A 22,831-nucleotide genomic window follows, 5' to 3' on the forward strand; every position below is an offset into this window, starting at 1 on the left:
GCTGCGGCCGCAACGTCTTTGACCACAAGAAACAGACCGAATTGACCGGGTTTATGTCTGCCAATGATCGCCATGGCCGATCCCCATGCTTCGTGAGCTGGATGTTAGCACTATGGTTATCGGGGACAAATACGGGCCGACCCGGTTTGCCTGACAGATCTCAACGAAGGCGCGGCACCGTGCGCTAAGCCCCCAGATACCGCCCCTCCAGATGCGCTCGGAACGCCGCCGTCCCGAGGGGCGCTCCCGTGGCCTGGACCAACAAATCATCCGTTCCAAGCAGGCTGCCGACCTCGTGGACGTTGGCGCGCAGCCACGTGCGCAGCGGTGCGAAATCGCCCTCGGCGAGGCAGCCCGGCAAGGCCGGCTCTGCCGCCCGGGCCGCCCGGAACAGCTGGGCCGCGGCGAGGGCGCCGAGCGTGTAGGTCGGGAAATAGCCGAAGGCGCCGCTCGGCCAGTGGATGTCCTGCAGGCAGCCGAGGCGGTCCTCCGGCACGGTGAGGCCGAGGAGGTCACGCAACCCGTCGTTGAAGGCGCCGGGCAAGTCGGCCACCGCGAGGTCGCCCGCGATCATCGCGGTCTCCAGCCGGTAGCGCAGCAGGATATGGGCCGGGTAGGTCGCCTCGTCGGCATCGACCCGGATGAAGCCTGGCCGGACCCGGGTGTTCAGGGCGTGCAGGTTCTCCGGCGACCATTCCGGCCCGGACCGGCCGAACGCCTCGCGCAGCAGTGGGGCCAGATAGGTGAAGAACGCCCGGCTGCGGCAGGCCTGCATCTCGACGATGAGCGACTGGCTCTCGTGCAGGCTCATGCCCCGGGCGGCGCCGACCGGCTGGTGGCGCCAGGCGGCGGGGCGGCCCTGCTCGTAGAGGGCGTGGCCGGTCTCGTGCAGCACGCCCATCAGGGCGCGGCCGAAATCGGCCTCGTCGTAGCGGGTGGTGATGCGCACGTCGTCGGTGGCGCCCCCGCAGAACGGGTGCAAGCTGATATCGAGGCGGCCGCGGGCGAAATCGAAGCCGAGGGCGGTCATCAGCTTGAGGCCGAGCGCGCGCTGCGTGCCCGTGTCGAACGGCCCCTCCAGGGGCAGCGGCGCCGGGCGCGCATCCTGGATCGCCCGGGCGCGGGCGATCAGGTCCGGCAGCCAGCTCGTCAGGTCAGCGAATAGCGGATCGATCACCGCCCGGCGCATGCCGGGATCGTAGCTGTCGAGCAGGGCGTCGTAGGGGTCGAGCCCGAGCGCCGCGCCCTTGGCCTGCCCGATCTCCCGTTGCAGCCGCAGCACCTCGGCGAGATACGGCGCCAGCCGGGCGAAATCGGAGTCCCGCCGCGCCTCGCGCCAAACCATCTCGGACCGGGACACGGCCCGCGAGCTCGCCTCCACGAGGTCCCGGGGCACCGCGCCGGCATGGGCCTGGGCGCGCCGCATCTCCCGCAGGTTGGCGGCCGTCCAGGAATCGAGGCCGCCCTGCCGCTCGGCGGCGGCGAGCTCGTCATGCGTCTCGGGGGCCGTCAGGATCTCGTGGGCCAGACCGCGCAGGATCGCCAACTGGTCGCCCCGCGCCTCCGCGGCCCCGTCGGGCATCAGCGTCTGCGCATCCCAGCCGAGGATCCCGGCCGCGCCTTCCAGGGCCGCCAGGCGGGAGAAGCGCTGTTCGAGGGTCTGATAGGCGGTCATGCGATCATCCGTTCCGTTCGGTTCCTGATCGTTGCGGCCCCGCGGGATCGCGCCCGCCGAGGCCGTATAAGACAGTTTTCCTAGTCCCTGTCAAGGGCCGGCATCACCCGGCCTGCAGCATCTCCAGTTCCAGCCAGCGGTCCTCGGCCTGGGACAGCTCGGTCTCGGCCTGGGCCAGCATGGCGGTGGCCTTGTCGAACCGGGCCGGGTCGCGGGCGTAGAGGTCCGCATCGTCGAGGATCGTCTTGAGCTGGGCGATCGCCGCTTCGAGCTTCTCCATGCGGGCCGGGAGCGTCTTCAACTCGTGCTGGTCCTTGAAGCCGAGCTTCGGCTTTCCGGCAGGCTGGGCGGCCGGGGCCGTGCGCTCGCGCGGTTCCTTCTTCGTGGGCGCGACCGTGCGCGCCTCGACCCCCTGGCCGCGCTGGACCAGCATGTCGCTGTAGCCGCCGGCATATTCGACCCAGCGGCCGGCCCCCTCCGAGACCAGCACGCTGCTGGCGACCCGGTCGAGGAAGTCGCGGTCGTGGCTCACCAGGATGAGCGTGCCCTGGTAATCGCCGAGCATCTCCTGGAGCAGGTCGAGGGTCTCGAGGTCGAGGTCGTTGGTCGGCTCGTCGAGAACCAGCAGGTTGGCCGGTTGTGCCAGCGCGCGGGCGATCAACAGGCGGTTGCGCTCGCCGCCGGACAGCACCGAGACCGGGGTCCGGGCCTGCTCGGGGCTGAACAGGAAGTCCTTCAGGTAGCCGATGACGTGGCGGCTCTGGCCGTTCACCGTGACGCTGTCGCCCCGGCCGCCGGTGAGCACCTCGGTGACGGTCATCCCGGGCTCCAGGGTCGCCCGGGCCTGGTCGAGCACCACCGGCATCAGGTTGGAGCCGAGCACGATCTGCCCCGAATCGGGGGCGAGCCGGCCCATCAGCAGGTTGATCAGCGTCGACTTGCCGGCGCCGTTGGCTCCCACTATGCCGAGCCGGTCGCCGCGCATCACCCGCAGGGACAGACCGTCCACGATGGTCCGCTCGCCGTAGGATTTGGCGATGTCGCGGGCTTCCACAACGAGGCTGCCGGAGGATTCGGCTTCTGACGCCTGCATGCTGACGCTGCCCACCGGGCGCCGGACGTCGCGGCGATTCTGGCGCAGCTCGTGCAGGTTGCCGAGGCGGCGGACGTTTCGCTTGCGGCGCGCGGTGACGCCGTAGCGCAGCCAGTGCTCCTCGGCGACGATCTTGCGGTCGAGCTTGTGCTGGTCGCGCTCCTCCTCCTCGAAGAATGCGTCGCGCCAAGCTTCGAAGTTGGAAAAACCCTGCTCGATCCTTCGCGTCTCTCCGCGGTCCAGCCAGATCGTGGCGCGGGATAGCGCGGAGAGAAACCGCCGGTCGTGGCTGATCAGGACCATCGCGGCGCGGGTTCCGCGCAGCTCCGCTTCGAGCCACTCGATCGCCGGCAGGTCGAGATGGTTGGTCGGCTCGTCGAGCAGCAGCACGTCGGGCTCGGGGGCGAGCGCCTGGGCGAGCGCGGCGCGCCGCCCCTCGCCGCCCGAGAGCTTTTTCGGATCCTCGGCCCCGGTCATGCCGAGGCTTTCCAGCAGGTACCGCGCACGATGAGCGGATTCGCCCGGCGGCAAACCAGCCTCGACGAAATCCAGGGTGTTGGAGAACCCCGAGAAATCCGGCTCCTGCGCCAGGTAGCGGATCGTGGTGCCGGGCTGGACGAACAGCCGGCCCTTGTCCGGCTCGACCAGGCCGGCGGCGATCTTCATCAGGGTCGACTTGCCCGAGCCGTTCCGCCCGACGAGGCAGGTGCGCTCGCCGGGGGAGATGGTCAGGTCGGCGCGGTTGATCAGCGGCGTGCCGCCGAAGGTGAGCGCGACGTCCTGGAGAGTCAGAAGGGGGGGAGCGGCCATGCCGGGCTTATGGCAGTGCCGGGCGTCCGGTTCAAACGGCGCTCCCCGTCGTTCAGGCGATCGGGTTGGCCGGCCCGGTCGGCGGGCTGATCTCCGGCGGGCCGGGATCGTTCACCGGGATCTCCGGCGGCTGGATGCCCGGCGCCTCGGCCGGAGTGTTGCCAGGGATCTCCGGGCCAGGCGGCTGCGTCGGCGCCTGGGGCGGATCGTACGGCGTATCCGGCGCCGGAGTGGGCTGTTGCGGCGGGATTTCCGGCACTTGGCCCGGATCGGCGAGGGTGAAGTCCGGCACGGTTATCCTCCAGAAGGCCCGCGGTGCTGTCCCGCACCGTTCGGGCAGCAACGACAGCCCGCGGCCGGGGTTCCGGAGCGCTACTTCTTGGTGAGCAGGAGATTGCCTTCCTTGCTCGCCACCTTCTGGATCTTTTCAGCGAACAGGGCGAGCAGGAACGGCAGCTTCACCTCCAGGCGGACGCTCTCGGCGCCGACATCGATCGTGCCGCCGATCTTCTGGGTCATGGCCGAGACGCCGAAATCGAGGCGGTCGCCGGTCCAGGCGAGCTGGTCGACCGTGACGCCGCTCTTGGCCAGGAACGCCCGCGCTTGATCGGTGCCGTGCTCGAGGCGCCGCTTGGCCTCGTCGCGGCCGAGGTCGTGCGGGATGTCGACGATCAGGGGTTTGGGCATGGGTCGGCTGGATCCGGGCTGCTTTCGCAGCACATGGGGCCTCCCGATGCTGCAGACAACGTCGGGAGGCCGGACGGCTTCAGGACTCGTTCGGCCAGGAAGCCGTCAGTCCCGGATGCTCAGTTCAGGACCTGAAGCGAGACGTAGCTCGTGCCGCCCATGCCGAGGGCACGGGCCGAGCCCCGCGAGAGATCGATGATCCGGCCGCGCACGAACGGGCCGCGGTCATTGATCCGCACCACCACCGAGCGGCCGGTCCGGCGGTTCTCGACGCGGACGCGGGTTCCGAACGGCAGGCTGCGATGGGCAGCGGTCAGTCCGTTGGGGTTGAAACGCTCGCCGTTCGCGGTGCGATGGCCGCTCCCGTACCAGGAGGCCGCGCCGCTCTGGGCAGCAGCCGGGAGGGTCGTTCCGACGATGGCAGACAGCATTCCAACGGAGGCCACGAACTTACCGAAACCAGATGTCATTCTTCCCGCATTCCCTTGTTGTTTCCGGGGCGGCGCCAGTCGTTTCAGAAACGGGCCGGAATAAGGCGGGCTTTTCAGGCGAGTTCAGGTCACATTTTGGCCGGTTTGTGCCTGGTCATGCCGATGACTTGGCGTTTGGTTTCGATTTATTTCCGACCTCGACACGATTTGTATCGGCGACAGTCGTGCCAAGCGAACGGCAAGTCTTCTTGCCGAACCTGCTGCCATTCCTCAGATCAGCATTTAAGCCTAAGGTCTGCGCTGGGTGTGACCCTGCATCCCGCTCAGGTGGAGGCGAGCACCGACTTCCGCCGAAACTTGACGTTCTGTGCAGATCAGCAGGATTGATCGCTACAAGACCCAGTGACGGCGAGAAGACCGGTCTCACTTTATGACACCGTGCACGTAAACGCGGCGTCCGGAACGCGCTACATCTGAAGAAGGATTGGTCGGGCCGGCGCTAGGCAAAAACTGCAGCCCCAGAACGGGACGCGAGCCGGGCAATTTCGACAACGCGACCTTTACCGTGTCCGACGCATGGTCTGCCGGTCAGTCGCGTAACCGGTGTTTGCCATGGCTTCCCCGCGTACCGTGGTTGCCGACGCCGTCGCCCGGAAACAGGTCTCGCGTGCCGGGCGGCCCGCGTCGGCGCCACGGATGGGTCTCGTACCCGTCCAGCGTCCCCTCCCCCTCGACCAAGTGCTGGTCGGGGATTGCATCGCGGCCATGAACGCGCTGCCGGCGTCCAGCGTCGACTGCGTCTTCGCCGACCCGCCCTACAACCTGCAGCTCGGCGACGCCGGCTTGCTGCGTCCGGACCAGAGCCGTGTCGACGCGGTCGACGACGACTGGGACAAGTTCGCGACCTTCGAGGCCTACGACACCTTCACCCGCGAATGGCTCGCCGCCTGCCGTCGGGTGATGAAGCCGAACGCGACCCTCTGGGTGATCGGGTCTTACCACAACATCTTCCGGGTCGGGAGCGCGTTGCAGGATCTCGGTTACTGGATCCTCAACGACATCGTCTGGCGCAAGGCCAACCCGATGCCGAACTTCCGCGGCAAGCGCTTCACCAACGCCCACGAGACCCTGATCTGGGCCTCGCGCTCGGCGGACTCGAAGGGCTACACCTTCCATTACGACGCGATGAAGGGGGGCAACGAGGACCTTCAGATGCGCTCGGACTGGTTCATCCCGCTCTGCACCGGCGAAGAGCGGCTGAAGGATGCGGAGGGCCATAAGGTCCATCCGACCCAGAAGCCCGAGGCGCTCCTCGCCCGCACTTTGATGGCGGCGACCAATCCCGGCGACGTGGTGCTCGATCCGTTCTTCGGCACCGGCACCACCGGCGCCGTCGCCAAGCGCCTCGGACGCCGGTTCATCGGCATCGAGCGCGAGGCGACCTACGCGAAGGCCGCGATGGAGCGGATCGCCGCCGTGCAGCCGCTGTCGAAAGCTGCCCTCATGGTGGCGCCGACCAAGCGCGCCGAGCCGCGGGTGCCGTTCCTCTCGGTGATCGAGGCCGGGCATATCCGCCCGGGCGAGATCGTCACCGACGAGCGCCGCCGCTTCCGCGCCACGGTGCGTCCGGACGGACAGCTCGACAATGGCCTGGTCATCGGCTCGATCCACAAGATCGGCGCCCTGGTCCAGGGGCTCCCGGCCTGCAACGGCTGGACCTTCTGGCACGTCGAGCGCTCCGGCAAGCCGGTGGTGATCGACAGCTACCGGGCCGGGCTGCGCCAGGCGATGGCGAACGGCTGAGCTGGTCCCCTCTCGGTCACGGGATCCCAAAGGGCTCAGCCCTTTGGCGGGTGCAGAGCGGAGCCCTGCGAACAGCTTGGGGCTTCGCCCCAATCCCCACCAAAGGGCTCGCCCTTTTGGGAACCCGGTTTCTTTTGAGATTAACGCCGCCGCGCAGCGCCAGGCCGGCGCGGCGTCGACCGGGCGCGCACCGGGGCCGGGGGTGCCTCGGGCTCGCCATCCAAAAAATCGTCCGTGTCCGGCGGCGGCTCCGGCGCCGGTTTCGGCCGAGGCTTGGGCACCGCGCGCACGCTCGGCCGCGGCTCCGGATCCTCCATCGTGATCGGCGCCTCCATGGCCGCGAGCAGCGGCATCGGCGGCGGCTCCTTCTTCGGGCGGCCGCGCGGCTTCTTCTCGGGCTCCGGCTTCGGATCGAAGGCGTGGGCCAGCACCTTGCGCATCAGGCCGGGCAGCGGCTCGTCGTCCAGCGCCGCGCGCGGGGTGAAGCGCATACCTGGGGGCGTCGGGGTCGAGAGCGCGACCCGGGCCGAGAACACCGTCAGCTCCAGCGGGAAATGCGTGAAGCCGTGGCGGACGAGGCCCGGCAGGCGCTTCCAGCGGGCGTCGAGGGGGGCGTCCAGCAGGGCCGCGGCGACATCGTAATCCGGCTCCCAGGCGCTGCCGGGCGGCTCGGCCATGTTGCCGAGCAGCCCTTCGGGCGCGCGCGTCCGCAGCAGCACCGCCTCGTCGCCGCTGCGGATCGCCACGAAGGCCGCGCCTCGCCGGAGCGCCCCCTTGGCCAGCTTGATCTTGCGCGGGAACGTGTCCTGCGTGCCGAGCGCCCGGGCTTGGCAGGGCAGCATCCACGGGCAGAGCGCGCAGGCGGGGCGCTTGGGCGTGCAGATCGTCGCGCCGAGATCCATGAGCGCCTGCGCGAAGTCGCCTGGCCGGTCGTGCGGCACCAAGCTTTGCGTCAGCCGGCGGATCTCCGGGCGGCTGCCGGGCAGTGGCGCTTCCACGGCGTAGACCCGGCTCAGCACCCGCTCGACGTTGCCATCGACCGCGGCCTCCGCCCGCTCGAACGCGATCGCGGCGATCGCCCCGGCCGTGTAGGCCCCGATCCCCGGGAGCTTGCGCAGGCCCTCGGCCGTGTCGGGAAAGCGGCCCGCGGCCGCGACGGCCTTGGCGCAGGCGTGCAGGTTGCGCGCCCGGGAATAGTAGCCGAGCCCGGCCCAGGCCGACATCACCGCCTCCTCGGGAGCGGCGGCCAGGGCGTCGATATTGGGGAAGCGCGTGAGGAACCGCTCGAAATACGGCCGCACCGCCGCGATCGTCGTCTGCTGCAGCATCACCTCCGAGAGCCAGACCCGGTAGGGATCGGGCACCTCACCGGCGAGCGCACGCCACGGCAGGACCCGGCGGTGCCGGTCGTACCAGGCGAGCAGGTCGTCGGCGTGGGGTCCGGGACCGGACCCGGAATCCGTGGCTGGGCAGGGCGGCATGGGCCAGGCTGCATACAAGGCGGGGCCGAACGATCATAGGGCCGAGAAACCCCAGGCTCGTGCTCCCTTCGTCAACGAAGCTGCGCTAACCTCGCGCGACTCATTAGGGATGGCGAGGCCCGAACCCCCATGGCGCGCGTCAAACCGCTGGCCGAGCTGATCGAGAGCTGCATCGGGCCGGCCTTCGCGGCGCAGGGCTTCGCGTCGACCGATATCCTGGCCGCCTGGCCGGAAATCGTGGGCGAGCGGCTGGCACGCTACTGCCGTCCGTCGAAGCTCGAATGGCCGAAGCGCCGCCGCAAGGATGGTGACTCACCCGAATCCGGGACGCTGGTGGTCCGGGTCGAGGGCGTCTTCGCCATCGAGCTCCAGCATCTCGCGCCGGTGGTGATCCAGCGCATCAACGCACATTACGGTTGGGCCTGCGTCTCCCGGATCGTGCTGCAGCAGGATCGGGTCGGCCGCGGCGGTCGGCCGGCGCCGCGCACCGGAATCGATCCGTCCCGGGCCGTCGAGGTGAAGCGCGCGGTGGCGGCGATCGACGATGACGGCCTGCGCGCCGCCCTGGATCGCCTCGGTATCGCGGCCGTGGCGACCCGGCCGGAGCGCTGAGCCGCAAGATCCGGCGGCGATTCCGTCACCTTGCCAGGACAGTCACAGCCGCGTACCGAACCGCGACGCCAAGACCGAATAAATCCGGCGGAGCCTGCCCATGACCACGCGACGCGACGCTCTCAAGTTCACCGGCCTCGCGCTCGGCGCCGGCCTTGCCCTGCCCTACCTCGCCCGCTCGGCCTGGGCGCAGAACGCCGACCTGGCGGCGCTGATGCAGCCCGGCCCGCTCGGCGATGTCTGGCTCGGCCCGGCCGACGCCAAGTGTACGATCATCGAATACGCCTCGATGACCTGCTCGCACTGCGCCGCGTTCCACCGTACCACCTGGCCGGTGCTCAAGGAGCGCTACATCGATACCGGCAAGGTGCGCTTCACCCTGCGCGAATTCCCCCTCGACCCGCTGGCGACGGCGGCCTTCATGCTGGCGCGCTGCCAGGGCGACGCCAAATATTACCCGATCACCGACCTGCTGTTCGACCAGCAGCCGGCCTGGGCCTTCACCCAGAAGCCGGTCGACGCCCTGGAGCAGATGCTCCGGCAGGCCGGCTACACCAAGGACACCTTCGAGGCCTGCCTGAAGGACCAGAAGGTCTACGGCGCGGTCAATTCCGTGAAGCAGCGCGGGCTGGACGTCCTGAAGGTGGATTCGACGCCGACCTTCTTCATCAACGGCGAGCGCTACACCGGCGAGATGACGATCGACGGCATGGAGAAGGTGATCAAGCCGATCCTGGGCGCTTGATCGGCGGTGCGGGGCGATGCGCGAAGCACCACGCCCCCGGGCCGCGCCAAGAACCCAAAACATCATATCCGTCAAAGGTTTAATATGTATCGGCGTCGCCTTGACACTCAAGATAGGCGAAACTATGGTGCGCCCGCTTGATGGGGGCGTCCAGCCGGTTTCAGATCCTCCCGCCCTGTGAGTTTCAGCCGTGAGCGGCGACGATTCCAGGGATGGGAACGGGACCGAAGGAACGCCGACGGACAGCGAACTCTCCGCGAGGCTCAGACATCTCGAGACGCAGATCGAACGGAAGCGTCCGCAAGCCGCTCCCGATCCTTCTTCGCGGCCTCGGGGTACCGGGCCCTCCTCGCTTGGCCAAGCCATGACGATCTCCACGGAGTTCGTCGCGGGCGTGATCGCGGGGGGCATACTCGGCTGGATCGTCGATCATGTCTTCGGGACGAAACCCTGGGGCCTGATCGTCCTTCTGATGCTGGGGTTCGTGGTGGGGATCTACAACGTGATGCGGGTGTCAGGTTTTGCCGGCGCGCGTCCCGGACGAGGCGATCGGCAAGAGCCATAAGGCACGCCGTTCGATAGAGGTTTGAGGCGGCCGAGTTCATCGGCGCGCCGGATCAAGAGGGGCGGAAGCGAGAATGGCGGTCACGATCGACCCGATCGAGCAGTTCGAGCTGAAGCCGCTCGTATCGCTGGGCCATATCGGCCATCAGCAACTCGCCTTCACACAATCCGCTCTGTACATGTTTGCCGCCGTCGGGGTGATCGCGCTGATCACCGTGGTGGCGACGGCCTCGCGCTCGGTGGTGCCGGGGCGGATGCAGTCTATGGCCGAGATCTTCTACGAATTCATCGCGGATACGCTTCACCAGGCCACCGGCGACGGCGGCAAGCGGTTCATGCCGCTGGTGTTCTCGCTGTTCATGTTCGTGCTGATCCTGAACCTGTTCGGCATGATCCCCTACGCCTTCGCGGTGACCAGCCACCTGATCATCACCTTCGGCCTCGCCGCCCTGGTGATCTCGGTGGTGGTGATCTACGGCGTCATGAAGCACGGTACCCACTTCTTCGGGCTGTTCGTGCCGTCGGGCGTGCCGAAGCCGCTCCTGGCGATCCTCGTGCCGATCGAGATCATCTCGTTCGTCTCGCGACCGATCAGCCTCTCTGTCCGTCTGTTCGCCAACGTGCTCGCCGGCCACATCGCGATGAAGATCTTCGCGTTCTTCGTGGTCCAGCTTCTTCTCGCGGGGGCCTGGAGCGTGCTATCGCCGCTTCCGCTGTTCCTGACGATCGCGCTGACCGCCCTCGAGTTCCTCGTTGCGGCGCTTCAGGCCTACGTCTTCGCGACGCTGACGGCGATCTACCTCAACGACGCGCTTCATCCCGGCCACTAGGCGCACGCCCCGGCCGCTCAGCTTCACCCCGGCCTCCGCACTTGGCCGGCTCCACCCGCCGCGAACGTCACCGCACGTTTCGATCTGAAGAGACCTCAGGAGTTATCATGGATCCCGTCGCTGCGAAGTACATCGGCGCCGGCCTCGCCTGCCTTGGCATGGCGGGTGCGGGCATCGGCCTCGGCAACCTGTTCGGTCAGTTCCTTGCCGGCGCCCTTCGCAATCCCTCCGCGGCCGACGGCCAGCGCGCCACGCTGCTCCTGGGCTTCGCCCTGACCGAGGCGCTGGGCATCTTCTCGCTGCTCATCGCGCTGCTGCTGCTGTTCGCCGTCTGATCGACGCGCTCGGGGGCCGCGGATGACGCGGCCTCCACCGGGCTCTCACCGCCCGACCACCAGGTGGACGCTTCGCGAACGGGGCGTCCGCCTTCTTCCGTCACCGCGTCGGCGGCGACCCAAGCGAACGGTGTCAGTGTAGCGGTCTCATGGCTCAGCCGAATCCCCTCACCACGCCGCCCCCGGGCGCCGACACGCAGGTCGTGCCCGGCCATGTCGAGCACACGGAAGCGCATAGCGGCGCCTTCCCGCCCTTCGAGACCTCCGGGTTCCTGTCGCAGCTGATCTGGCTCGCGCTGGCCTTCGGTCTCCTCTACTACCTGATGGACAAGGTCGCGCTGCCGCGGATCCAGGCGATCCTGCATGCCCGCGCCGAGCGCCTGCGCGCCGACCTCGATCAGGCTCAGGCCATGAAGGCCGAGGCGGACGCCGCCGGCATCGCCTACGAGACCGCGCTGCGCGATGCCCAGGGCAAGGCCCGCGACATCGCCCAGACCACCCGGAACGAATTGGCTGGCGAGGCCGAGACCAAGCGCAAGGCGCTCGAGGCGGATCTGAACGCCAAGCTCTCCACCGCCGAGGCGACGATCCGGACCCGGACCGAGGCTGCGATGGGCAATGTCCGCAGCATCGCCGGCGAGGCCGCGACGGCGATCGTGGAGCGCCTGACGGGACAGGCGCCCGATCCGGCGACCCTGGACCGCGCCCTCGACGCCACCGCACACTAGACGGGAACCCACGATGCTGCTCGAAGCCGAATTCTGGGTCGCCGTCGCGTTCGTCATCTTCTTGGGCATCGCCTGGAAGGCCGGCGCCTTCTCGGCGATGACCAAGGGCCTCGACGGTCGCGCCAACCGCGTCCGTCACGAACTCGACGAGGCCAAGCGCCTGCGCGAGGAAGCTGCGACCGTGCTGGCCGACTACAAGCGCCGCCGCGCCGAGGCCGAGAAGGAAGCCGAGGCGATCATTGCCGGCGCCCGCGAGGAAGCCAAGCGCGCCGCCGAAGAGGGTCATCGCAAGCTCGACGACTTCCTGGCGCGCCGCACCAAGGCGACCGAGCTGAAGATTTCGCAGGCCGAAGCCCAAGCCGAAGCTCAAGTCCGGGCGACCGCTGCGGACGCTGCCGTCAAGGTTTCCGAGACCATCCTGCGCGAGCGGATGCAGGGCGACGCCGCACAAGGCCTGATCCGCGCCAGCCTCGGCGAGGTCCGGACCCGCCTGCGAGCCTGATTGTTTCGAACGCCACTCAACCTGCGAGAAGCCGCCTTCGGGCGGTTTTTTCGTTTGAGCGACCTGTCGGTTATCCGCCGGGCCCGCCCGCGGTCTCAATGGAGACTGACGAAGCAGAGCGATGGGAGTCTCGCGCCGTTCCTGTCCTGGGCGCATGCCGCGTAACCGGAATGCGACCCGGGACCCGGGACGAGACGGCGCGACGCGCGTGATTGAGATCGGCACTCCCCGCAAGATGCCCGTCAGGCCAAGTGTTCGGCCAGCATAGCTCTGGCTTCCAAGATGACGGATGGCGCGTCGGGGCGCGATGGGACCAGGCAGAACTCGACCTCCGGCAGAGGCGGCAGCCGCGGGTTCCCAGTCAGCGGAACGGCGCCCTCGGGCACAGCGGACGCGTTGAGGCAGGCGATGCCCAGGCCCGCCGCGAGCGCCAGATGCAATCCGCCGATCCCGGAGGCCGAATGCCCGATCGCATACGGGACGGCATGGGCGTCGAGCGTCTTGACGATGAAGCGTTGCAGCGAACAGGTATCGGGCAGGACGACGAGCGGAAGGATATCCGGCTCGGGCGCTCGGAAGGATCGATCGGCAACCCAGAGCAGGGGCTCGCGGCGCAATCGGATGTAATCTTCGCTGGCGTGAGTGCTGGATCGATCCCCAGTCAGCAGGGTCATGGAAAGCCCGATATCGAACGATCCTGCCGCGGCCTCTTCTTCAATCCGGGCGCTCTTCCGGATCGAGACATGCATGCGCAGCCGAGGAAACCGCTCGCGCAAGCGCCGGAGGATGACCGGCAAGGCTTGCGGCCGGAAATAATCCGTAATCGCTAGACGTAAGTCGCCGGCCAATCGAGCGCCCTGCATATCTCTGTAGGCGACGTCACTCAGGGCGAGCAACTCGCGTGCATGGGCGACGAGGCGCTTGCCCGCCGGCGTCAGGCTCGCGCCGGTCTTGCCGCGCACGAGCAGCGGGCGGCCACACATCTCTTCGAGCTTGCGGATCTGTTCGCTGATCGCCGATTGCGAGCGGCACAGGCGCGGAGCGGCCGATGACAGGCTGCCCGTCTCCGCGATCGTCACCAGAGTCTTAAGGCGATCAAGATCGAACAGCTGGGCCATTCATCCATCCGGTAAACCGATGGATGACATCGTATCTTCCTGCTTTTGTCGTCACAAGGAGCGCGGCATGCTGGCTTCGGCCGTAACGTAACCGGTAGGAGCCGAGATGCCCGGTATCACGCTGACCGTATCGGGGCAGCCCGATCAACATCTGACCCGCCGCCTTGCCGAGGAAATCTCTGCTCTGACCTGTCGTGTCTTGAAGAAAGAGGTGAATCGCACGGCAATGATCGTTCAGTATCAGCCAGATGACCAATGGTTCATCGCAGGCCGATCGTTGTCCGAACTCGGCAGGAAAGCGTTCCGTCTTGAGGTGAAAGTCACGGACGAAACGAACACCAAGACCGAAAAGGCCGATTTCCATCGCGCCGCTTTCGACCTTCTTTCGAGCATCCTCGGCAACCTGCACCCGCATTCGAACATCCACATCATCGATAGTCGAGCGGCGGCTTATGGCTATGGCGGTATCACCCAGGAACATCGGCTCCATCGCGCCGAGTCCGAGTGAGCGGGCGGCGAGCGCCGCGTGAGTCAATGCACGAACATCGGCGCCCGCACGGCGTTCACCGGGAGCGAAAATTCCTGGAGACGGCATGGCGGACAAAGCGCGGATCGTGATCATCGGCGGCGGGGTCGCGGGGATCGAGGTGGCGACCAGCCTCGGCCGGGGCGGCAAGGCCGAGGTTGTGCTGGCCGATCGCAGCCTGTCCCATGTCTGGAAGCCGATGCTGCACACGTTTGCCGCCGGCACGGCCCAGCCCGACCGGCAGAAGGTCGATTTCTTCGCGCAGGCGCGCCGGAACGGTTTCCGGTTCCAGCCGGGCACCCTGGTCGAGGTCGACCGCCCGGCCCGGCGGGTTCGGCTCGCGGTCGAGGCGGCGCAGGGGCGGCCGGAAGCCGATCTCGCCTACGATCTCCTGATCCTCGCCATCGGCAGCCGGGCCAACGATTTCGGCACCCCGGGGGTCACCGAACATTGCCTGACCATCGATGACCTCACCGAGGCCGAGTCGTTCCACCGGCACTTGCGGCGCCATCTCCTGGCCCGGCTCGACAGCCCCGAGATGCTCGAGATCGCCATCGTCGGTGGCGGCGCCACCGGCGTCGAGCTGGCCGCGGAGCTGAAGCACGCGATCAACCTGGCCTCGGAATACGGCTCCCCGGACCTTCCGCAGCGGCTGCGTCTCACCCTGATCGAGAGCGGGCCGCGGCTGCTGCCGGCTTTCCCGGAGCGGGTCTCCCGGGCGGCCGCCCGCACCCTGTCGGATCTCGCCGTGGAGGTTCGGACCGGCGCCATGGTCACGGGCGCAGATGCGTCAGGCTTCACCCTGAAGGACGGCAGCCGCATCCCGGCCGGGCTCAAGGTCTGGGCCGCTGGCGTGAAGGCGCCGGACGTGCTCGGCGCGATCGAGGGGCTGGAGCGCTCGCGCACCGGCCAACTCGTGGTCGGTCCCGATCTGCGCACGACCCGGGACCCGGCGATCGTCGCGCTCGGGGATTGCGCCAGCCAGGCCGATCCCAAGACCGGCAAGCCGGTCCCTGCCACCGCCCAGGCGGCGCGGCAGCAGGCGCAGCACCTTTCATCCCATCTCGGGCGGGCACTCGCCCGGGGGGATACGGTCGCGACGGAGCTGCCGCCGTTCCAGTATGTCGAGAAGGGCGCCATCGTCTCGCTGGCCGATTTCAACGGCTGGGGCACCCTCGGGCGCTACACGTTCGGGGGCGGCCGGCTGAACGGCCTCTCGGCACGGCTTACCCACGACCTGCTGTACCGCCAGCACCAGATCGGCCTGTACGGCCCCCTGCGCGGGACGATCACCTGGATCCTCGATGACCTCGACCATCTGATCAGCCCGCCGGTGCGGCTGGATTAGAGCTTGAGGTCAGTCGGTGCGCTCGCCCTCGACCTCCTTGGTTTCCTCGACCTGCGGGGCGACCTGGCCGTAATTCAGGACCGCCACCAGGGTGACGCCCCCGATCGTGTTGCCGAGCAGCGTCGGCAGGAAGAAGCGCAGCGCGTAATCCTCCAGCGAGGCCGCGCCGGTGATCAGCAGGTAGAAGGCCTCCACCGAGCCGGCGACGATGTGAGCCAGCCCGCAGAGCGAGACCAGCCAGGTCATCAGCATGATCACGAAGGGCGCGGCGCCGCCGGTGGCGGGCAGGAACCAGACCATCAGGGCGATCATCCAGCCGGCGAACACCGCCTTCACGAAGGTGGACCAGAACCCGTGCCCGACGGCGTCGTGGCTGATCGCGGCGAAAGCCTTGAGCACCGGCGGCTCGAAGGCGCCGGCATGAGCCAGCACCGTGGCGATGGCGAGCGTCCCCAGGATGTTGCCGAAGAGGACGATCAGCCAGAGCCGCACCACGCGGAACGCGGTCTTCATCGAGCGGTCGTGCAGCAGCGGCAGGATCGGCGTGATGGTGTTCTCGGTGAACAGCTGTTGACGGCCCAGGACCACCACCAGGAAGCCGACCGAATAGCCCATCGTGGTGACGACCTTCACCCAGTCGGCCTCGGGCAGGTGGCTCTTCAGCACCCCCGGCACGATCAGCGACAGGGCGATGCTCAGGCCCGCCGCGAAGGCGGAGATGAACAGTGCGAAGCCGTGGCGGCGCAATTCCTCGTCGCCGCCGAGCCGGATGACCTCGTGCAGCACGTAGGCATCGGGCCGGCCGACCTCGGAGACCTCCTTCAGCAGCGCGTCGCGCCGCGCCTCCTTGTCGGCCCGGTCGTTCCGATCCCGAATCATCCGCTCCGCTCCCCGACCGGATGCCTTCAGGCCGAGAGCCGCGCCACCAGAGCCGCGACGGCGTCGCGCGCTTCCGCCAGCGCCTGCGCATCCCGGCTGCGCACGACGATCCGGTTGCGAAACCCCTCCGGCGTCATCGCCGGGTAGGAGCCGATCGACACGGAAGGCCGTGCCTTGGCGATCTCGCCGAGTTCACCGGCGTACTGACCTTCGGGCAGAGCCGACGCCTCGATGGTCTCGGAGATCATCGCGGCGCCACCCTTCAGGGTCGGCGCGATCGCGTCGAGCATAGCCTGCATGACGCTCGGCACCCCGGCCATGACGTGGACGTTGCCGATGCGGAACCCCGGGGCCTTCGAGACCGCGTTGGCGATGAGGTCAGCGCCGAAGGGGATCCGCGCCATGCGCAGGCGCGCTGCGTTCAGATCCTCAGGCTTGTGGCGTTCCAGCAGCATGGCCCGCGCGCGCTCGTCGATGTCGATGCCGACCCCAAAAGCCTCGGCCACGCAATCGGCGGTGATGTCGTCGTGGGTCGGGCCGATCCCGCCGGTGGTGAACAGGTAGGTGTAGCGCGCCCGCAGGGCGTTCACCGCCTCCACGATCATCGCCGCCTCGTCCGGCACGACCCGCACCTCGCGCAGGTCGATTCCGGCGGCGGTGAGGAAATCGGCGATGGTGCCGATGTTCTTGTCCTTGGTACGTCCCGACAGGATCTCGTCGCCGATGACGAGAATCGCGGCCGTGATCGGATCGGAAAGCTGGTCCATGGGACTCTGCGGTCGGAGGGCATGCTAAAGCGCGGATCGCGATCCGGCCGATCGTATCCTGCGCCCATCGGTCTCGCCGCGACAGCGGTGACACCTTCGGCGGCCGGTGCTCAGCAGATAGCGCGGCCGCCGGCCCGGACCACACGAACCCGGAGATATCGATGCTCTTCGCCGCGCCGCTGACGCCCGGACGGCTGGTGCAGCGCTACAAGCGTTTCCTGGCCGATATCGAGACGGACGACGGCCTCGTCACCGTGCACTGCCCCAACCCCGGCGCGATGCTGGGCCTCAACCTGCCGGGCCGGCCCGTCCTGCTCTCCCGCTCGAGCAATCCGGCGCGCAAGCTGCCGCTGACCTGGGAACTGGTCGAGGCCGACCTGCCGGGCGGCCCGCAATGGGTCGGCATCAACACGATGCGCCCGAACGCCCTGGTGGCCGAGGCGTTTCGCGCCGGCCTGATCGCGGACCTCGCCGGCCACGACCTGTTCAAGCCGGAGGTCCGCTACGCGCAGGCCAGCCGCGTCGATTTCCTGGCGAGCGGCGCGGCCACCGGGCCCTGCCATGTCGAGGTCAAGAACTGCCATCTGATGCGCCAGGCCGGGCTCGCGGAGTTCCCGGATTGCGTCGCTGCCCGCAGCGCCCGGCACATGCGCGATCTTGCCCAGGTGGTCGCCGAGGGCGGCCGGGCGCTGGTGATCATCGTGGTGCAGATGCACGCGGAGGCGTTCGACGTCGCCCGGGACATCGACCCGGCCTTCGACCGGGCGTTCCGGGAGGCGCGCGCGGCGGGCGTCGCGGTGCGGGCCTATCGCTGCACGGTGAGCCCCGCCGGCGTCGCGCTAACGCATGAGATCCCGGTGGTCACGCCGCCCTGATCGGTTCCCGACGCTCGAACATCATATTCAGCCGCGAGCGCGAAATCTCGCGATAGCCGAATTTTTCGAGGTGCTTCGGCAGGTCGATCTGCCACTGGCCAGTGCCGTTCTCGATCAGCAGGATGCGCGGGAGCAGCGAGTCCGGCGCCTCGCGCAGGAACGGCTCCAGGATCAGGTCTTCGGCGCCCTCCACGTCGAGCTTGATCGCGTCGACGCGGGTCAGGCCCTCGGCCCGCAGCAGGTCGAGGAGCGTCACCGCTGCCACGGTGATTCGGGCACCCTCATTGGTGCCGACGATCCGCAGGCTCGATTCGCCGCGGTTGCGGGGGTCGATGAACAGGGTCAGCTCGCCGGCCTTGTCGGCCACCGCGCAGGCCACGGCCTTGACGGTGTGGAACGGGTTCTGGGCGATGTTGTAGGTCAGGCGACCGAACACATCGGGCTGCGGCTCGACCGCCACGATCCGGGCGCCCGGTCCCGAGAATGCCGCCACGCACAGGGCGTAGGCGCCGATATTCGCGCCGATATCGAGGAACACGCAATCCTGCGGCAGGCGCTCCTGCAGCATAGCCCGCTCCTGCGGGTCGAAGAATTGCGGCGTGAACAGCACCTTCTTCTCGCAGTTGTTGTTGTAGGGGTGCAGCCGCATCCGTGCGCCGTAGCGGGTCACGTCGAGGGGCTTGCCGCCCAGCCGCGAGATCGCGATCCGGCGCAGGAACAGCGCCAGACGCCGGCCGTACCAGGATTCGGCCGGGATCCGACTGGTCCGGCGGGTGATCGCCGCCACGAGGCCGGCCGGTTCGTAGGTGCCGTAGGGCTTGGTATCGGTCATAACCGGGGCGGTGTGCCAGCCGGCGCCCTCCCCCGCAAGCGGACGGATCCGCGTTGCCCCCGCGCGGGCGGGTGGTCTAAGCGGAGGCCGAGCGTCGACGGCACGGGTTGCGCGGCATGGATTCCTTCAATTCGGACGGCGTGCGGATCGCCTATATCGACGTGCCGCCGGCGGAGGGCGCCGGCACGCCGGTCCTGCTGATCCACGGTTTCGCGTCCAACCACGCGGTCAACTGGGTCAACACCCAGTGGGTGCGAGCCCTGACCCAGGCCGGCTACCGGGCGATCGCGCTCGACAATCGCGGCCACGGCGAGAGCGAGAAGCTCTACGACCCGGCGGCCTACAGCTCCGAAGCCATGGCCGGCGACGCGGTGCGGCTGCTCGACCATCTCGGGATCGAGCGCGCGCACGTGATGGGCTATTCGATGGGCGGTCGGATCACTGCCCATATCGCCCTCGACCATGCCGACCGGGTCCGCTCCGCCCTGATCGGCGGTCTCGGCATGCACCTCGTCGAGGGGAAGGGGCTACCGTCCGGGATCGCAGAGGCCCTCGAAGCGCCTGCCGGCACGCCCGCCCCGAATCCGACCGCCGCGGCGTTCCGGATCTTCGCCGAGCAGACCCGGAGCGACCTGCGGGCGCTCGCGGCCTGCATGCGCGGCTCGCGCCAGACGCTCAGCCGGGCGGAGCTCGCCCAGATCGAGGTGCCGGTGCTGGTGGCGGTCGGAACCCTCGACACGGTGGCGGGCTCGGGCCCGGCCCTGGCCGCCCTGATCCCGGACGCGCGGGCGCTTGAGATCGAGGGCAAGGACCACTCGACGGCGGTGGGGGCCAAGCCGCACCGGGACGGCGTCTTGGCGTTCCTCGCGGCGCAGCCCTGAATTCAGCTCTTCAGGCGATAGCCGGTCCGAAAGATGTAGGTGACGAGGCCGAGGCAGATCACCAGGAACAGGGCTGTCATGCCGAGGCTGATCGCGATGCTGACATCGGCCTTGCCGAAGAACGCCCAGCGGAAGGCGCTGATCAGGTAGACCACCGGGTTGATCAGGCTCACCGCATGCCAGAACGGCGGAAGCATGCTGATCGCGTAGAAACTGCCGCCCAGGAAGGTCAGCGGCGTCACGACAAGCAGCGGCACCAGCTGCAGCTTCTCGAAGCCGTCGGCCCAGAGGCCGATGACAAACCCAAATAGGCTGAACGTGACCGCGGTGAGCAGCAGGAAACCGATCATCCAGACCGGGTGATCGATGCGCAGCGGTACGAACAGGGCCGAGGTCGCCAGGATGATCAGGCCGATCAGGATCGACTTGGACGCCGCCGCGCCGACGAAGCCGAGCACCACCTCCAGGGGCGAGATCGGAGCCGACAGGATCTCGTAGATCGTGCCGGCGAAGCGCGGGAAGTAGATTCCGAACGAGGCGTTCGAGATGCTCTGGGTCAGGAGCGAGAGCATGATCAGGCCGGGGACGATGAACAGCCCGTAGGGCACATCGTCCACCGCCGAGACCCGCGAGCCAATGGCAGCCCCGAACACCACGAAATACAGGGTCGTCGAGATCACCGGGGCCAGGATGCTCTGCCCGGCGGTGCGCCAGAAGCGGCCCATTTCGAACCGGTAGATCGACCGGACGGCCGGCCAGTTCATGTTCATGATCGCACTCATGCCTGTGTCTCACCCTCGCGCACGAGGCCGACGAAGATGTCCTCCAGGGAAGACTGCTCGGTGTGGAGATCGCTGAACGGGATGCCGGCGGCAGCCAAACCGGTGAGCAGCCCAGTGATCCCGGTTCGCTCGGCCCGTGTATCGTAGGTGTAGACCAACTCGCGGCCGTCGCCGGATAAGGCCAGCCCGTAATCGGACAGTTCCGGCGGAACCGCGGCGATCGGTGCCTGGAGCTGAAGCTTGAGCTGCTTGCGCCCGAGCTTGTGCATCAGCGCGGCCTTCTCCTCGACCAGGATGATCCGGCCGCGCCGGATCACCCCGATGCGGTCGGCCATCTCCTCGGCTTCCTCGATGTAGTGGGTGGTGAGGATCACGGTGACGCCCTGCTGGCGCAGGTCGCGCACAAGGCGCCACATGTCCTGGCGCAGCTCGACGTCGACGCCGGCCGTGGGCTCGTCGAGGAACAGCACCCGGGGCTCGTGCGACAGAGCCTTGGCGATCAGTACCCGGCGCTTCATCCCGCCCGACAGGGTCATGAGGCGGCTGTCGCGCTTGTCCCACAGGGACAGGGCCCGCAGAATCTTTTCGATATGGGCGGGATCCGGCCGCAGCCCGAACAGGCCGCGGGAGAAGCTCACCGTGTTCAGCACCGTCTCGAAGGCGTCGGTGGTCAGCTCCTGCGGGACGAGGCCGATGGCCCGGCGCGCGGCCCGGTAATCCCGGGCGATGTCGTGCCCATCGACCGTCACCGTACCGGAACTGGGCGTGACGATGCCGCAGACGATGTTGATCAGCGTCGACTTGCCAGCGCCGTTCGGGCCGAGCAGCGCGAAAATCTCACCGCGCTCGATGGCGAGGTCGATGCCGCTCAACGCGGTGAAGCCGGACGTGTAGGTCTTCGACAGCTTCGAAATGGAGATGATCGGCATCAGGGCCTGAAGCGAATGCGGGGCATCGTGCACCGGCGACCGCAATCCCGGCTCGGGGATGTCGTGTGCCGAGGAGGTCGCGATGTTCCTTGCGGCCTGCCGATCCGGCGGGCCGCTCTCGGAATCGGGCGCCCCTATAGCACGCGGTCGGCCCGGCTCTTACTGTGCCGACGTGCGCGAGCGCACAACGGGACGAGCCGCGATCCTACGCGTCGGCGCAGCGTTCGACCATCGCCAGGCATCGCCGGCGGGCATCCGGATCGCGGATGCGCGAGAACGCCGCCAGGATCGCTGCACATTCCCCTGCCGTCGGACCGTCGGCCGTCGGATCGGGCCGGCGGCGGCGGAAGACCGAAACCGGAAGGTGCAGCATTTCAGCCAGCTGGCGGAGAAGCTGCTCCTGCTCGCTGAGGCGCGATGCGGCATCGAGGGCTACGAAGCCTCCTGCATCGGTCATCGTGCCGTCCAGCCCAAAACTGAAGCCGAGCCTGGAAGCGCGCACCTCGACAGGCCTGCGCTACCCGGGGCGAATCCGGCGCGACCATTCATGACTTTTTGCTGCGCCGCAATCGATCGTTGCGCGTCTCAGTAATCAACCGAAATTCAAATGGCGGTTGAATTTGGATTTATACTGCAAATTTCGCCATAAAAAATGAATTTTTGACGATTTGTATTATAAAATGTTCTGCATCAAAGGCGCAAAATGCAATTGGCGATCGCGTAGATCGATCGAATCGCCCTTGAAAACGCGCTGACGAATCGCCACCGACGGCCTGAACGAGCAGGACGCAGACGACGCGTTGGCGGGGGCTGAAGCGGATACCGGTTCCGCGTTAGCGGGCGCGTTCAATCGAGGGCTTAGAGCCGTTCCCGATCGCAACGCCACGGTACACAACGCTGCCTTGGCAGGGCGGTCGGCTGCGCGGACATAACCTCGATCCGGTCCTGATCGACGATCATCCAACCTAGCCCCCTCATCCTGAAGTGTGAGCGACGCGAGCCTTGAAGGAGCCGCTGCGCGTCGCCGCCTCAAGGATGAGGGGGTTGGCGTGGGCGGGCGCCGATCAAGATAAAGCCAGCCCCTGTCGCGCATTGTGTCGCAACCCGATCGGGAACGGCTCTAGCCGCCGCTCCGAAGGGTGACGAGCGCGGCGAGACCGAGCAGCGTGGCGAGGCCGAGCAGCCTGCGCCAGGGATTGACGCCGCGCACGAGCTCATCGATCGCCCACCAGCCGAGGGCGAGGTCGGCGGCAATGCCGAGCCACGCGGCGATGGGCTCGGCGCTGCGGGCGAGCCAAGCAGCCAGCGTGAGCCCGAGGAACAGCCAGAGCGGCAGGTTCGGCCATTGCGCGACGGTGATGGCGCCGGTCCCGCGATCGCGGAACATCCAGTCGCGCGCCCGCACGATGGCGCTGATCGGTGGCTGCGTCATGAGCCTGCGCTTTCCCTGTTGCCGCACGACCGTGCGCCGCCGCACGGCCGGCCTGCCGAAACGCGGTTAAGACCGGTTCAGCAGCACAGGTTGATCCTAACCGTTCATCAACCTTACCGAATGGAAAGCGCGGAACAATCCCTAACAGTTCCTGAAACGACTCGCG

General features: G+C 68.0%; 26 protein-coding genes. 12 read left to right on the forward strand and 14 right to left on the reverse strand.

Annotation, left to right across the window (positions count from 1 at the left end; genetic code table 11):
* Positions 1 to 184: 184 nt before the first annotated feature.
* From MKL09_RS02485 to MKL09_RS02505, 5 genes are all read right to left on the reverse strand, one after another.
* Positions 185 to 1,675 carry a carboxypeptidase M32 gene (locus tag MKL09_RS02485; protein WP_244017641.1) on the reverse strand — a complete coding sequence of 497 codons (1,491 nt, stop codon included), beginning with the start codon at positions 1,673 to 1,675 and terminating at the stop codon, positions 185 to 187.
* A gap of 103 nt (positions 1,676 to 1,778) precedes the next feature.
* Positions 1,779 to 3,578: an ATP-binding cassette domain-containing protein gene (locus MKL09_RS02490; RefSeq protein ID WP_244017643.1), complete on the reverse strand. Its 1,800-nt coding sequence runs from the start codon at positions 3,576 to 3,578 to the stop codon at positions 1,779 to 1,781.
* Between the two features lie 52 nt (positions 3,579 to 3,630).
* Entirely contained in the window at positions 3,631 to 3,870 is a 240-nt protein-coding gene (locus MKL09_RS02495) for a hypothetical protein (RefSeq protein ID WP_244017645.1), read from the reverse strand.
* A gap of 80 nt (positions 3,871 to 3,950) precedes the next feature.
* Positions 3,951 to 4,265 carry a polyhydroxyalkanoic acid system family protein gene (locus MKL09_RS02500; protein WP_243971335.1) on the reverse strand — a complete coding sequence of 105 codons (315 nt, stop codon included), beginning with the start codon at positions 4,263 to 4,265 and terminating at the stop codon, positions 3,951 to 3,953.
* A gap of 119 nt (positions 4,266 to 4,384) precedes the next feature.
* Positions 4,385 to 4,735: a septal ring lytic transglycosylase RlpA family protein gene (locus MKL09_RS02505; RefSeq protein WP_409565870.1), complete on the reverse strand. Its 351-nt coding sequence runs from the start codon at positions 4,733 to 4,735 to the stop codon at positions 4,385 to 4,387.
* A gap of 573 nt (positions 4,736 to 5,308) precedes the next feature.
* Between MKL09_RS02505 and MKL09_RS02510 the strand changes: the two genes are divergently transcribed.
* Positions 5,309 to 6,499 carry a site-specific DNA-methyltransferase gene (locus MKL09_RS02510; protein ID WP_279605646.1) on the forward strand — a complete coding sequence of 397 codons (1,191 nt, stop codon included), beginning with the start codon at positions 5,309 to 5,311 and terminating at the stop codon, positions 6,497 to 6,499.
* 140 nt (positions 6,500 to 6,639) lie between these two features.
* Here the strand turns inward: MKL09_RS02510 and mutY are convergent, their stop codons facing one another.
* Entirely contained in the window at positions 6,640 to 7,980 is a 1,341-nt protein-coding gene (gene mutY, locus MKL09_RS02515; protein ID WP_244017649.1) for an A/G-specific adenine glycosylase, read from the reverse strand.
* Between the two features lie 129 nt (positions 7,981 to 8,109).
* Here mutY and MKL09_RS02520 point away from each other — a divergent pair, with 129 nt between their 5' ends.
* The 7 genes from MKL09_RS02520 to MKL09_RS02550 all read left to right on the forward strand — a co-directional run bounded on the left by MKL09_RS02520 (position 8,110) and on the right by MKL09_RS02550 (position 12,296).
* Positions 8,110 to 8,592, forward strand: coding sequence for a DUF721 domain-containing protein (locus MKL09_RS02520; protein WP_244017651.1), 483 nt, complete (start codon positions 8,110 to 8,112; stop codon positions 8,590 to 8,592).
* Between the two features lie 100 nt (positions 8,593 to 8,692).
* Positions 8,693 to 9,337: a DsbA family protein gene (locus MKL09_RS02525; RefSeq protein ID WP_244017653.1), complete on the forward strand. Its 645-nt coding sequence runs from the start codon at positions 8,693 to 8,695 to the stop codon at positions 9,335 to 9,337.
* 190 nt (positions 9,338 to 9,527) lie between these two features.
* Positions 9,528 to 9,902, forward strand: a complete 375-nt coding sequence (locus tag MKL09_RS02530) for an AtpZ/AtpI family protein (RefSeq protein ID WP_244017655.1) — start codon at positions 9,528 to 9,530, stop codon at positions 9,900 to 9,902.
* Positions 9,903 to 9,975: 73 nt separating this feature from the next.
* The gene (locus tag MKL09_RS02535; protein ID WP_244017657.1) at positions 9,976 to 10,731 is read left to right on the forward strand and encodes a F0F1 ATP synthase subunit A; all 756 of its coding nucleotides are present in this window, start codon (positions 9,976 to 9,978) and stop codon (positions 10,729 to 10,731) included.
* Between the two features lie 107 nt (positions 10,732 to 10,838).
* On the forward strand, positions 10,839 to 11,066 hold the full coding sequence (locus tag MKL09_RS02540) for a F0F1 ATP synthase subunit C (RefSeq protein ID WP_007566773.1): 228 nt from the start codon (positions 10,839 to 10,841) through the stop codon (positions 11,064 to 11,066).
* 149 nt (positions 11,067 to 11,215) lie between these two features.
* A complete protein-coding gene (locus MKL09_RS02545) occupies positions 11,216 to 11,794 on the forward strand; it encodes a F0F1 ATP synthase subunit B' (RefSeq protein WP_244017659.1) in 579 nt (192 codons plus the stop codon).
* A 16-nt stretch (positions 11,795 to 11,810) separates the two neighbouring features.
* Positions 11,811 to 12,296 (forward strand): ATP F0F1 synthase subunit B, encoded by a 486-nt coding sequence (locus tag MKL09_RS02550; protein ID WP_244017878.1) that lies wholly within the window; start codon positions 11,811 to 11,813, stop codon positions 12,294 to 12,296.
* A 242-nt stretch (positions 12,297 to 12,538) separates the two neighbouring features.
* Here the strand turns inward: MKL09_RS02550 and MKL09_RS02555 are convergent, their stop codons facing one another.
* Positions 12,539 to 13,414, reverse strand: a complete 876-nt coding sequence (locus MKL09_RS02555) for a LysR substrate-binding domain-containing protein (RefSeq protein ID WP_244017662.1) — start codon at positions 13,412 to 13,414, stop codon at positions 12,539 to 12,541.
* A 106-nt stretch (positions 13,415 to 13,520) separates the two neighbouring features.
* Here MKL09_RS02555 and MKL09_RS02560 point away from each other — a divergent pair, with 106 nt between their 5' ends.
* Positions 13,521 to 13,922 carry a tautomerase family protein gene (locus MKL09_RS02560; protein ID WP_244017664.1) on the forward strand — a complete coding sequence of 134 codons (402 nt, stop codon included), beginning with the start codon at positions 13,521 to 13,523 and terminating at the stop codon, positions 13,920 to 13,922.
* An 85-nt stretch (positions 13,923 to 14,007) separates the two neighbouring features.
* Complete coding sequence (locus MKL09_RS02565) at positions 14,008 to 15,288, forward strand: NAD(P)/FAD-dependent oxidoreductase (protein ID WP_244017666.1); 1,281 nt, start codon at positions 14,008 to 14,010, stop codon at positions 15,286 to 15,288.
* Positions 15,289 to 15,297: 9 nt separating this feature from the next.
* Here MKL09_RS02565 and MKL09_RS02570 read toward each other — a convergent pair whose 3' ends face one another.
* The gene (locus MKL09_RS02570) at positions 15,298 to 16,167 is read right to left on the reverse strand and encodes a formate/nitrite transporter family protein (protein ID WP_244017668.1); all 870 of its coding nucleotides are present in this window, start codon (positions 16,165 to 16,167) and stop codon (positions 15,298 to 15,300) included.
* A 26-nt stretch (positions 16,168 to 16,193) separates the two neighbouring features.
* Positions 16,194 to 16,934, reverse strand: a complete 741-nt coding sequence (locus MKL09_RS02575; protein ID WP_244017670.1) for a competence/damage-inducible protein A — start codon at positions 16,932 to 16,934, stop codon at positions 16,194 to 16,196.
* Between the two features lie 161 nt (positions 16,935 to 17,095).
* Between MKL09_RS02575 and sfsA the strand changes: the two genes are divergently transcribed.
* Entirely contained in the window at positions 17,096 to 17,809 is a 714-nt protein-coding gene (gene sfsA / locus MKL09_RS02580) for a DNA/RNA nuclease SfsA (RefSeq protein WP_244017672.1), read from the forward strand.
* On the opposite strand, the gene MKL09_RS02585 is transcribed toward sfsA, so the two are convergent.
* Complete coding sequence (locus MKL09_RS02585) at positions 17,796 to 18,641, reverse strand: FkbM family methyltransferase (protein ID WP_244017674.1); 846 nt, start codon at positions 18,639 to 18,641, stop codon at positions 17,796 to 17,798. The two genes, sfsA and MKL09_RS02585, sit on opposite strands and share 14 nt — an antisense overlap.
* Positions 18,642 to 18,757: 116 nt before the next feature.
* Between MKL09_RS02585 and MKL09_RS02590 the strand changes: the two genes are divergently transcribed.
* Complete coding sequence (locus MKL09_RS02590; protein ID WP_244017676.1) at positions 18,758 to 19,522, forward strand: alpha/beta fold hydrolase; 765 nt, start codon at positions 18,758 to 18,760, stop codon at positions 19,520 to 19,522.
* Positions 19,523 to 19,524: 2 nt separating this feature from the next.
* Here the strand turns inward: MKL09_RS02590 and MKL09_RS02595 are convergent, their stop codons facing one another.
* The 4 genes from MKL09_RS02595 to MKL09_RS02610 all read right to left on the reverse strand — a co-directional run bounded on the left by MKL09_RS02595 (position 19,525) and on the right by MKL09_RS02610 (position 22,665).
* Entirely contained in the window at positions 19,525 to 20,286 is a 762-nt protein-coding gene (locus tag MKL09_RS02595) for an ABC transporter permease (RefSeq protein WP_244017880.1), read from the reverse strand.
* Positions 20,287 to 20,300: 14 nt separating this feature from the next.
* The gene (locus tag MKL09_RS02600) at positions 20,301 to 21,233 is read right to left on the reverse strand and encodes an ABC transporter ATP-binding protein (RefSeq protein ID WP_244017882.1); all 933 of its coding nucleotides are present in this window, start codon (positions 21,231 to 21,233) and stop codon (positions 20,301 to 20,303) included.
* A 205-nt stretch (positions 21,234 to 21,438) separates the two neighbouring features.
* Complete coding sequence (locus MKL09_RS02605; RefSeq protein ID WP_244017678.1) at positions 21,439 to 21,690, reverse strand: hypothetical protein; 252 nt, start codon at positions 21,688 to 21,690, stop codon at positions 21,439 to 21,441.
* Positions 21,691 to 22,353: 663 nt separating this feature from the next.
* A complete protein-coding gene (locus MKL09_RS02610; protein WP_244017680.1) occupies positions 22,354 to 22,665 on the reverse strand; it encodes a hypothetical protein in 312 nt (103 codons plus the stop codon).
* Positions 22,666 to 22,831 lie beyond the last annotated feature (166 nt).

This window comes from Methylobacterium sp. J-048 (genome assembly GCF_022829515.1).
Classification (GTDB): domain Bacteria; phylum Pseudomonadota; class Alphaproteobacteria; order Rhizobiales; family Beijerinckiaceae; genus Methylobacterium.

Coding starts and splice junctions, on each gene's coding strand:
- MKL09_RS02485 (WP_244017641.1), bottom strand. CDS start 1,675: ATGACCGCCTATCAGACCCTCGAACAGCGCTTCTCCCGCCTGGCGGCC.
- MKL09_RS02490 (WP_244017643.1), bottom strand. CDS start 3,578: ATGGCCGCTCCCCCCCTTCTGACTCTCCAGGACGTCGCGCTCACCTTC.
- MKL09_RS02500 (WP_243971335.1), bottom strand. CDS start 4,265: ATGCCCAAACCCCTGATCGTCGACATCCCGCACGACCTCGGCCGCGAC.
- MKL09_RS02505 (WP_409565870.1), bottom strand. CDS start 4,735: ATGACATCTGGTTTCGGTAAGTTCGTGGCCTCCGTTGGAATGCTGTCT.
- MKL09_RS02510 (WP_279605646.1), top strand. CDS start 5,309: ATGGCTTCCCCGCGTACCGTGGTTGCCGACGCCGTCGCCCGGAAACAG.
- mutY (WP_244017649.1), bottom strand. CDS start 7,980: ATGCCGCCCTGCCCAGCCACGGATTCCGGGTCCGGTCCCGGACCCCAC.
- MKL09_RS02520 (WP_244017651.1), top strand. CDS start 8,110: ATGGCGCGCGTCAAACCGCTGGCCGAGCTGATCGAGAGCTGCATCGGG.
- MKL09_RS02525 (WP_244017653.1), top strand. CDS start 8,693: ATGACCACGCGACGCGACGCTCTCAAGTTCACCGGCCTCGCGCTCGGC.
- MKL09_RS02535 (WP_244017657.1), top strand. CDS start 9,976: ATGGCGGTCACGATCGACCCGATCGAGCAGTTCGAGCTGAAGCCGCTC.
- MKL09_RS02540 (WP_007566773.1), top strand. CDS start 10,839: ATGGATCCCGTCGCTGCGAAGTACATCGGCGCCGGCCTCGCCTGCCTT.
- MKL09_RS02545 (WP_244017659.1), top strand. CDS start 11,216: ATGGCTCAGCCGAATCCCCTCACCACGCCGCCCCCGGGCGCCGACACG.
- MKL09_RS02555 (WP_244017662.1), bottom strand. CDS start 13,414: ATGGCCCAGCTGTTCGATCTTGATCGCCTTAAGACTCTGGTGACGATC.
- MKL09_RS02560 (WP_244017664.1), top strand. CDS start 13,521: ATGCCCGGTATCACGCTGACCGTATCGGGGCAGCCCGATCAACATCTG.
- MKL09_RS02565 (WP_244017666.1), top strand. CDS start 14,008: ATGGCGGACAAAGCGCGGATCGTGATCATCGGCGGCGGGGTCGCGGGG.
- MKL09_RS02570 (WP_244017668.1), bottom strand. CDS start 16,167: ATGATTCGGGATCGGAACGACCGGGCCGACAAGGAGGCGCGGCGCGAC.
- MKL09_RS02575 (WP_244017670.1), bottom strand. CDS start 16,934: ATGGACCAGCTTTCCGATCCGATCACGGCCGCGATTCTCGTCATCGGC.
- sfsA (WP_244017672.1), top strand. CDS start 17,096: ATGCTCTTCGCCGCGCCGCTGACGCCCGGACGGCTGGTGCAGCGCTAC.
- MKL09_RS02585 (WP_244017674.1), bottom strand. CDS start 18,641: ATGACCGATACCAAGCCCTACGGCACCTACGAACCGGCCGGCCTCGTG.
- MKL09_RS02590 (WP_244017676.1), top strand. CDS start 18,758: ATGGATTCCTTCAATTCGGACGGCGTGCGGATCGCCTATATCGACGTG.
- MKL09_RS02595 (WP_244017880.1), bottom strand. CDS start 20,286: ATGAACTGGCCGGCCGTCCGGTCGATCTACCGGTTCGAAATGGGCCGC.
- MKL09_RS02600 (WP_244017882.1), bottom strand. CDS start 21,233: ATGCCGATCATCTCCATTTCGAAGCTGTCGAAGACCTACACGTCCGGC.
- MKL09_RS02605 (WP_244017678.1), bottom strand. CDS start 21,690: ATGACCGATGCAGGAGGCTTCGTAGCCCTCGATGCCGCATCGCGCCTC.
- MKL09_RS02610 (WP_244017680.1), bottom strand. CDS start 22,665: ATGACGCAGCCACCGATCAGCGCCATCGTGCGGGCGCGCGACTGGATG.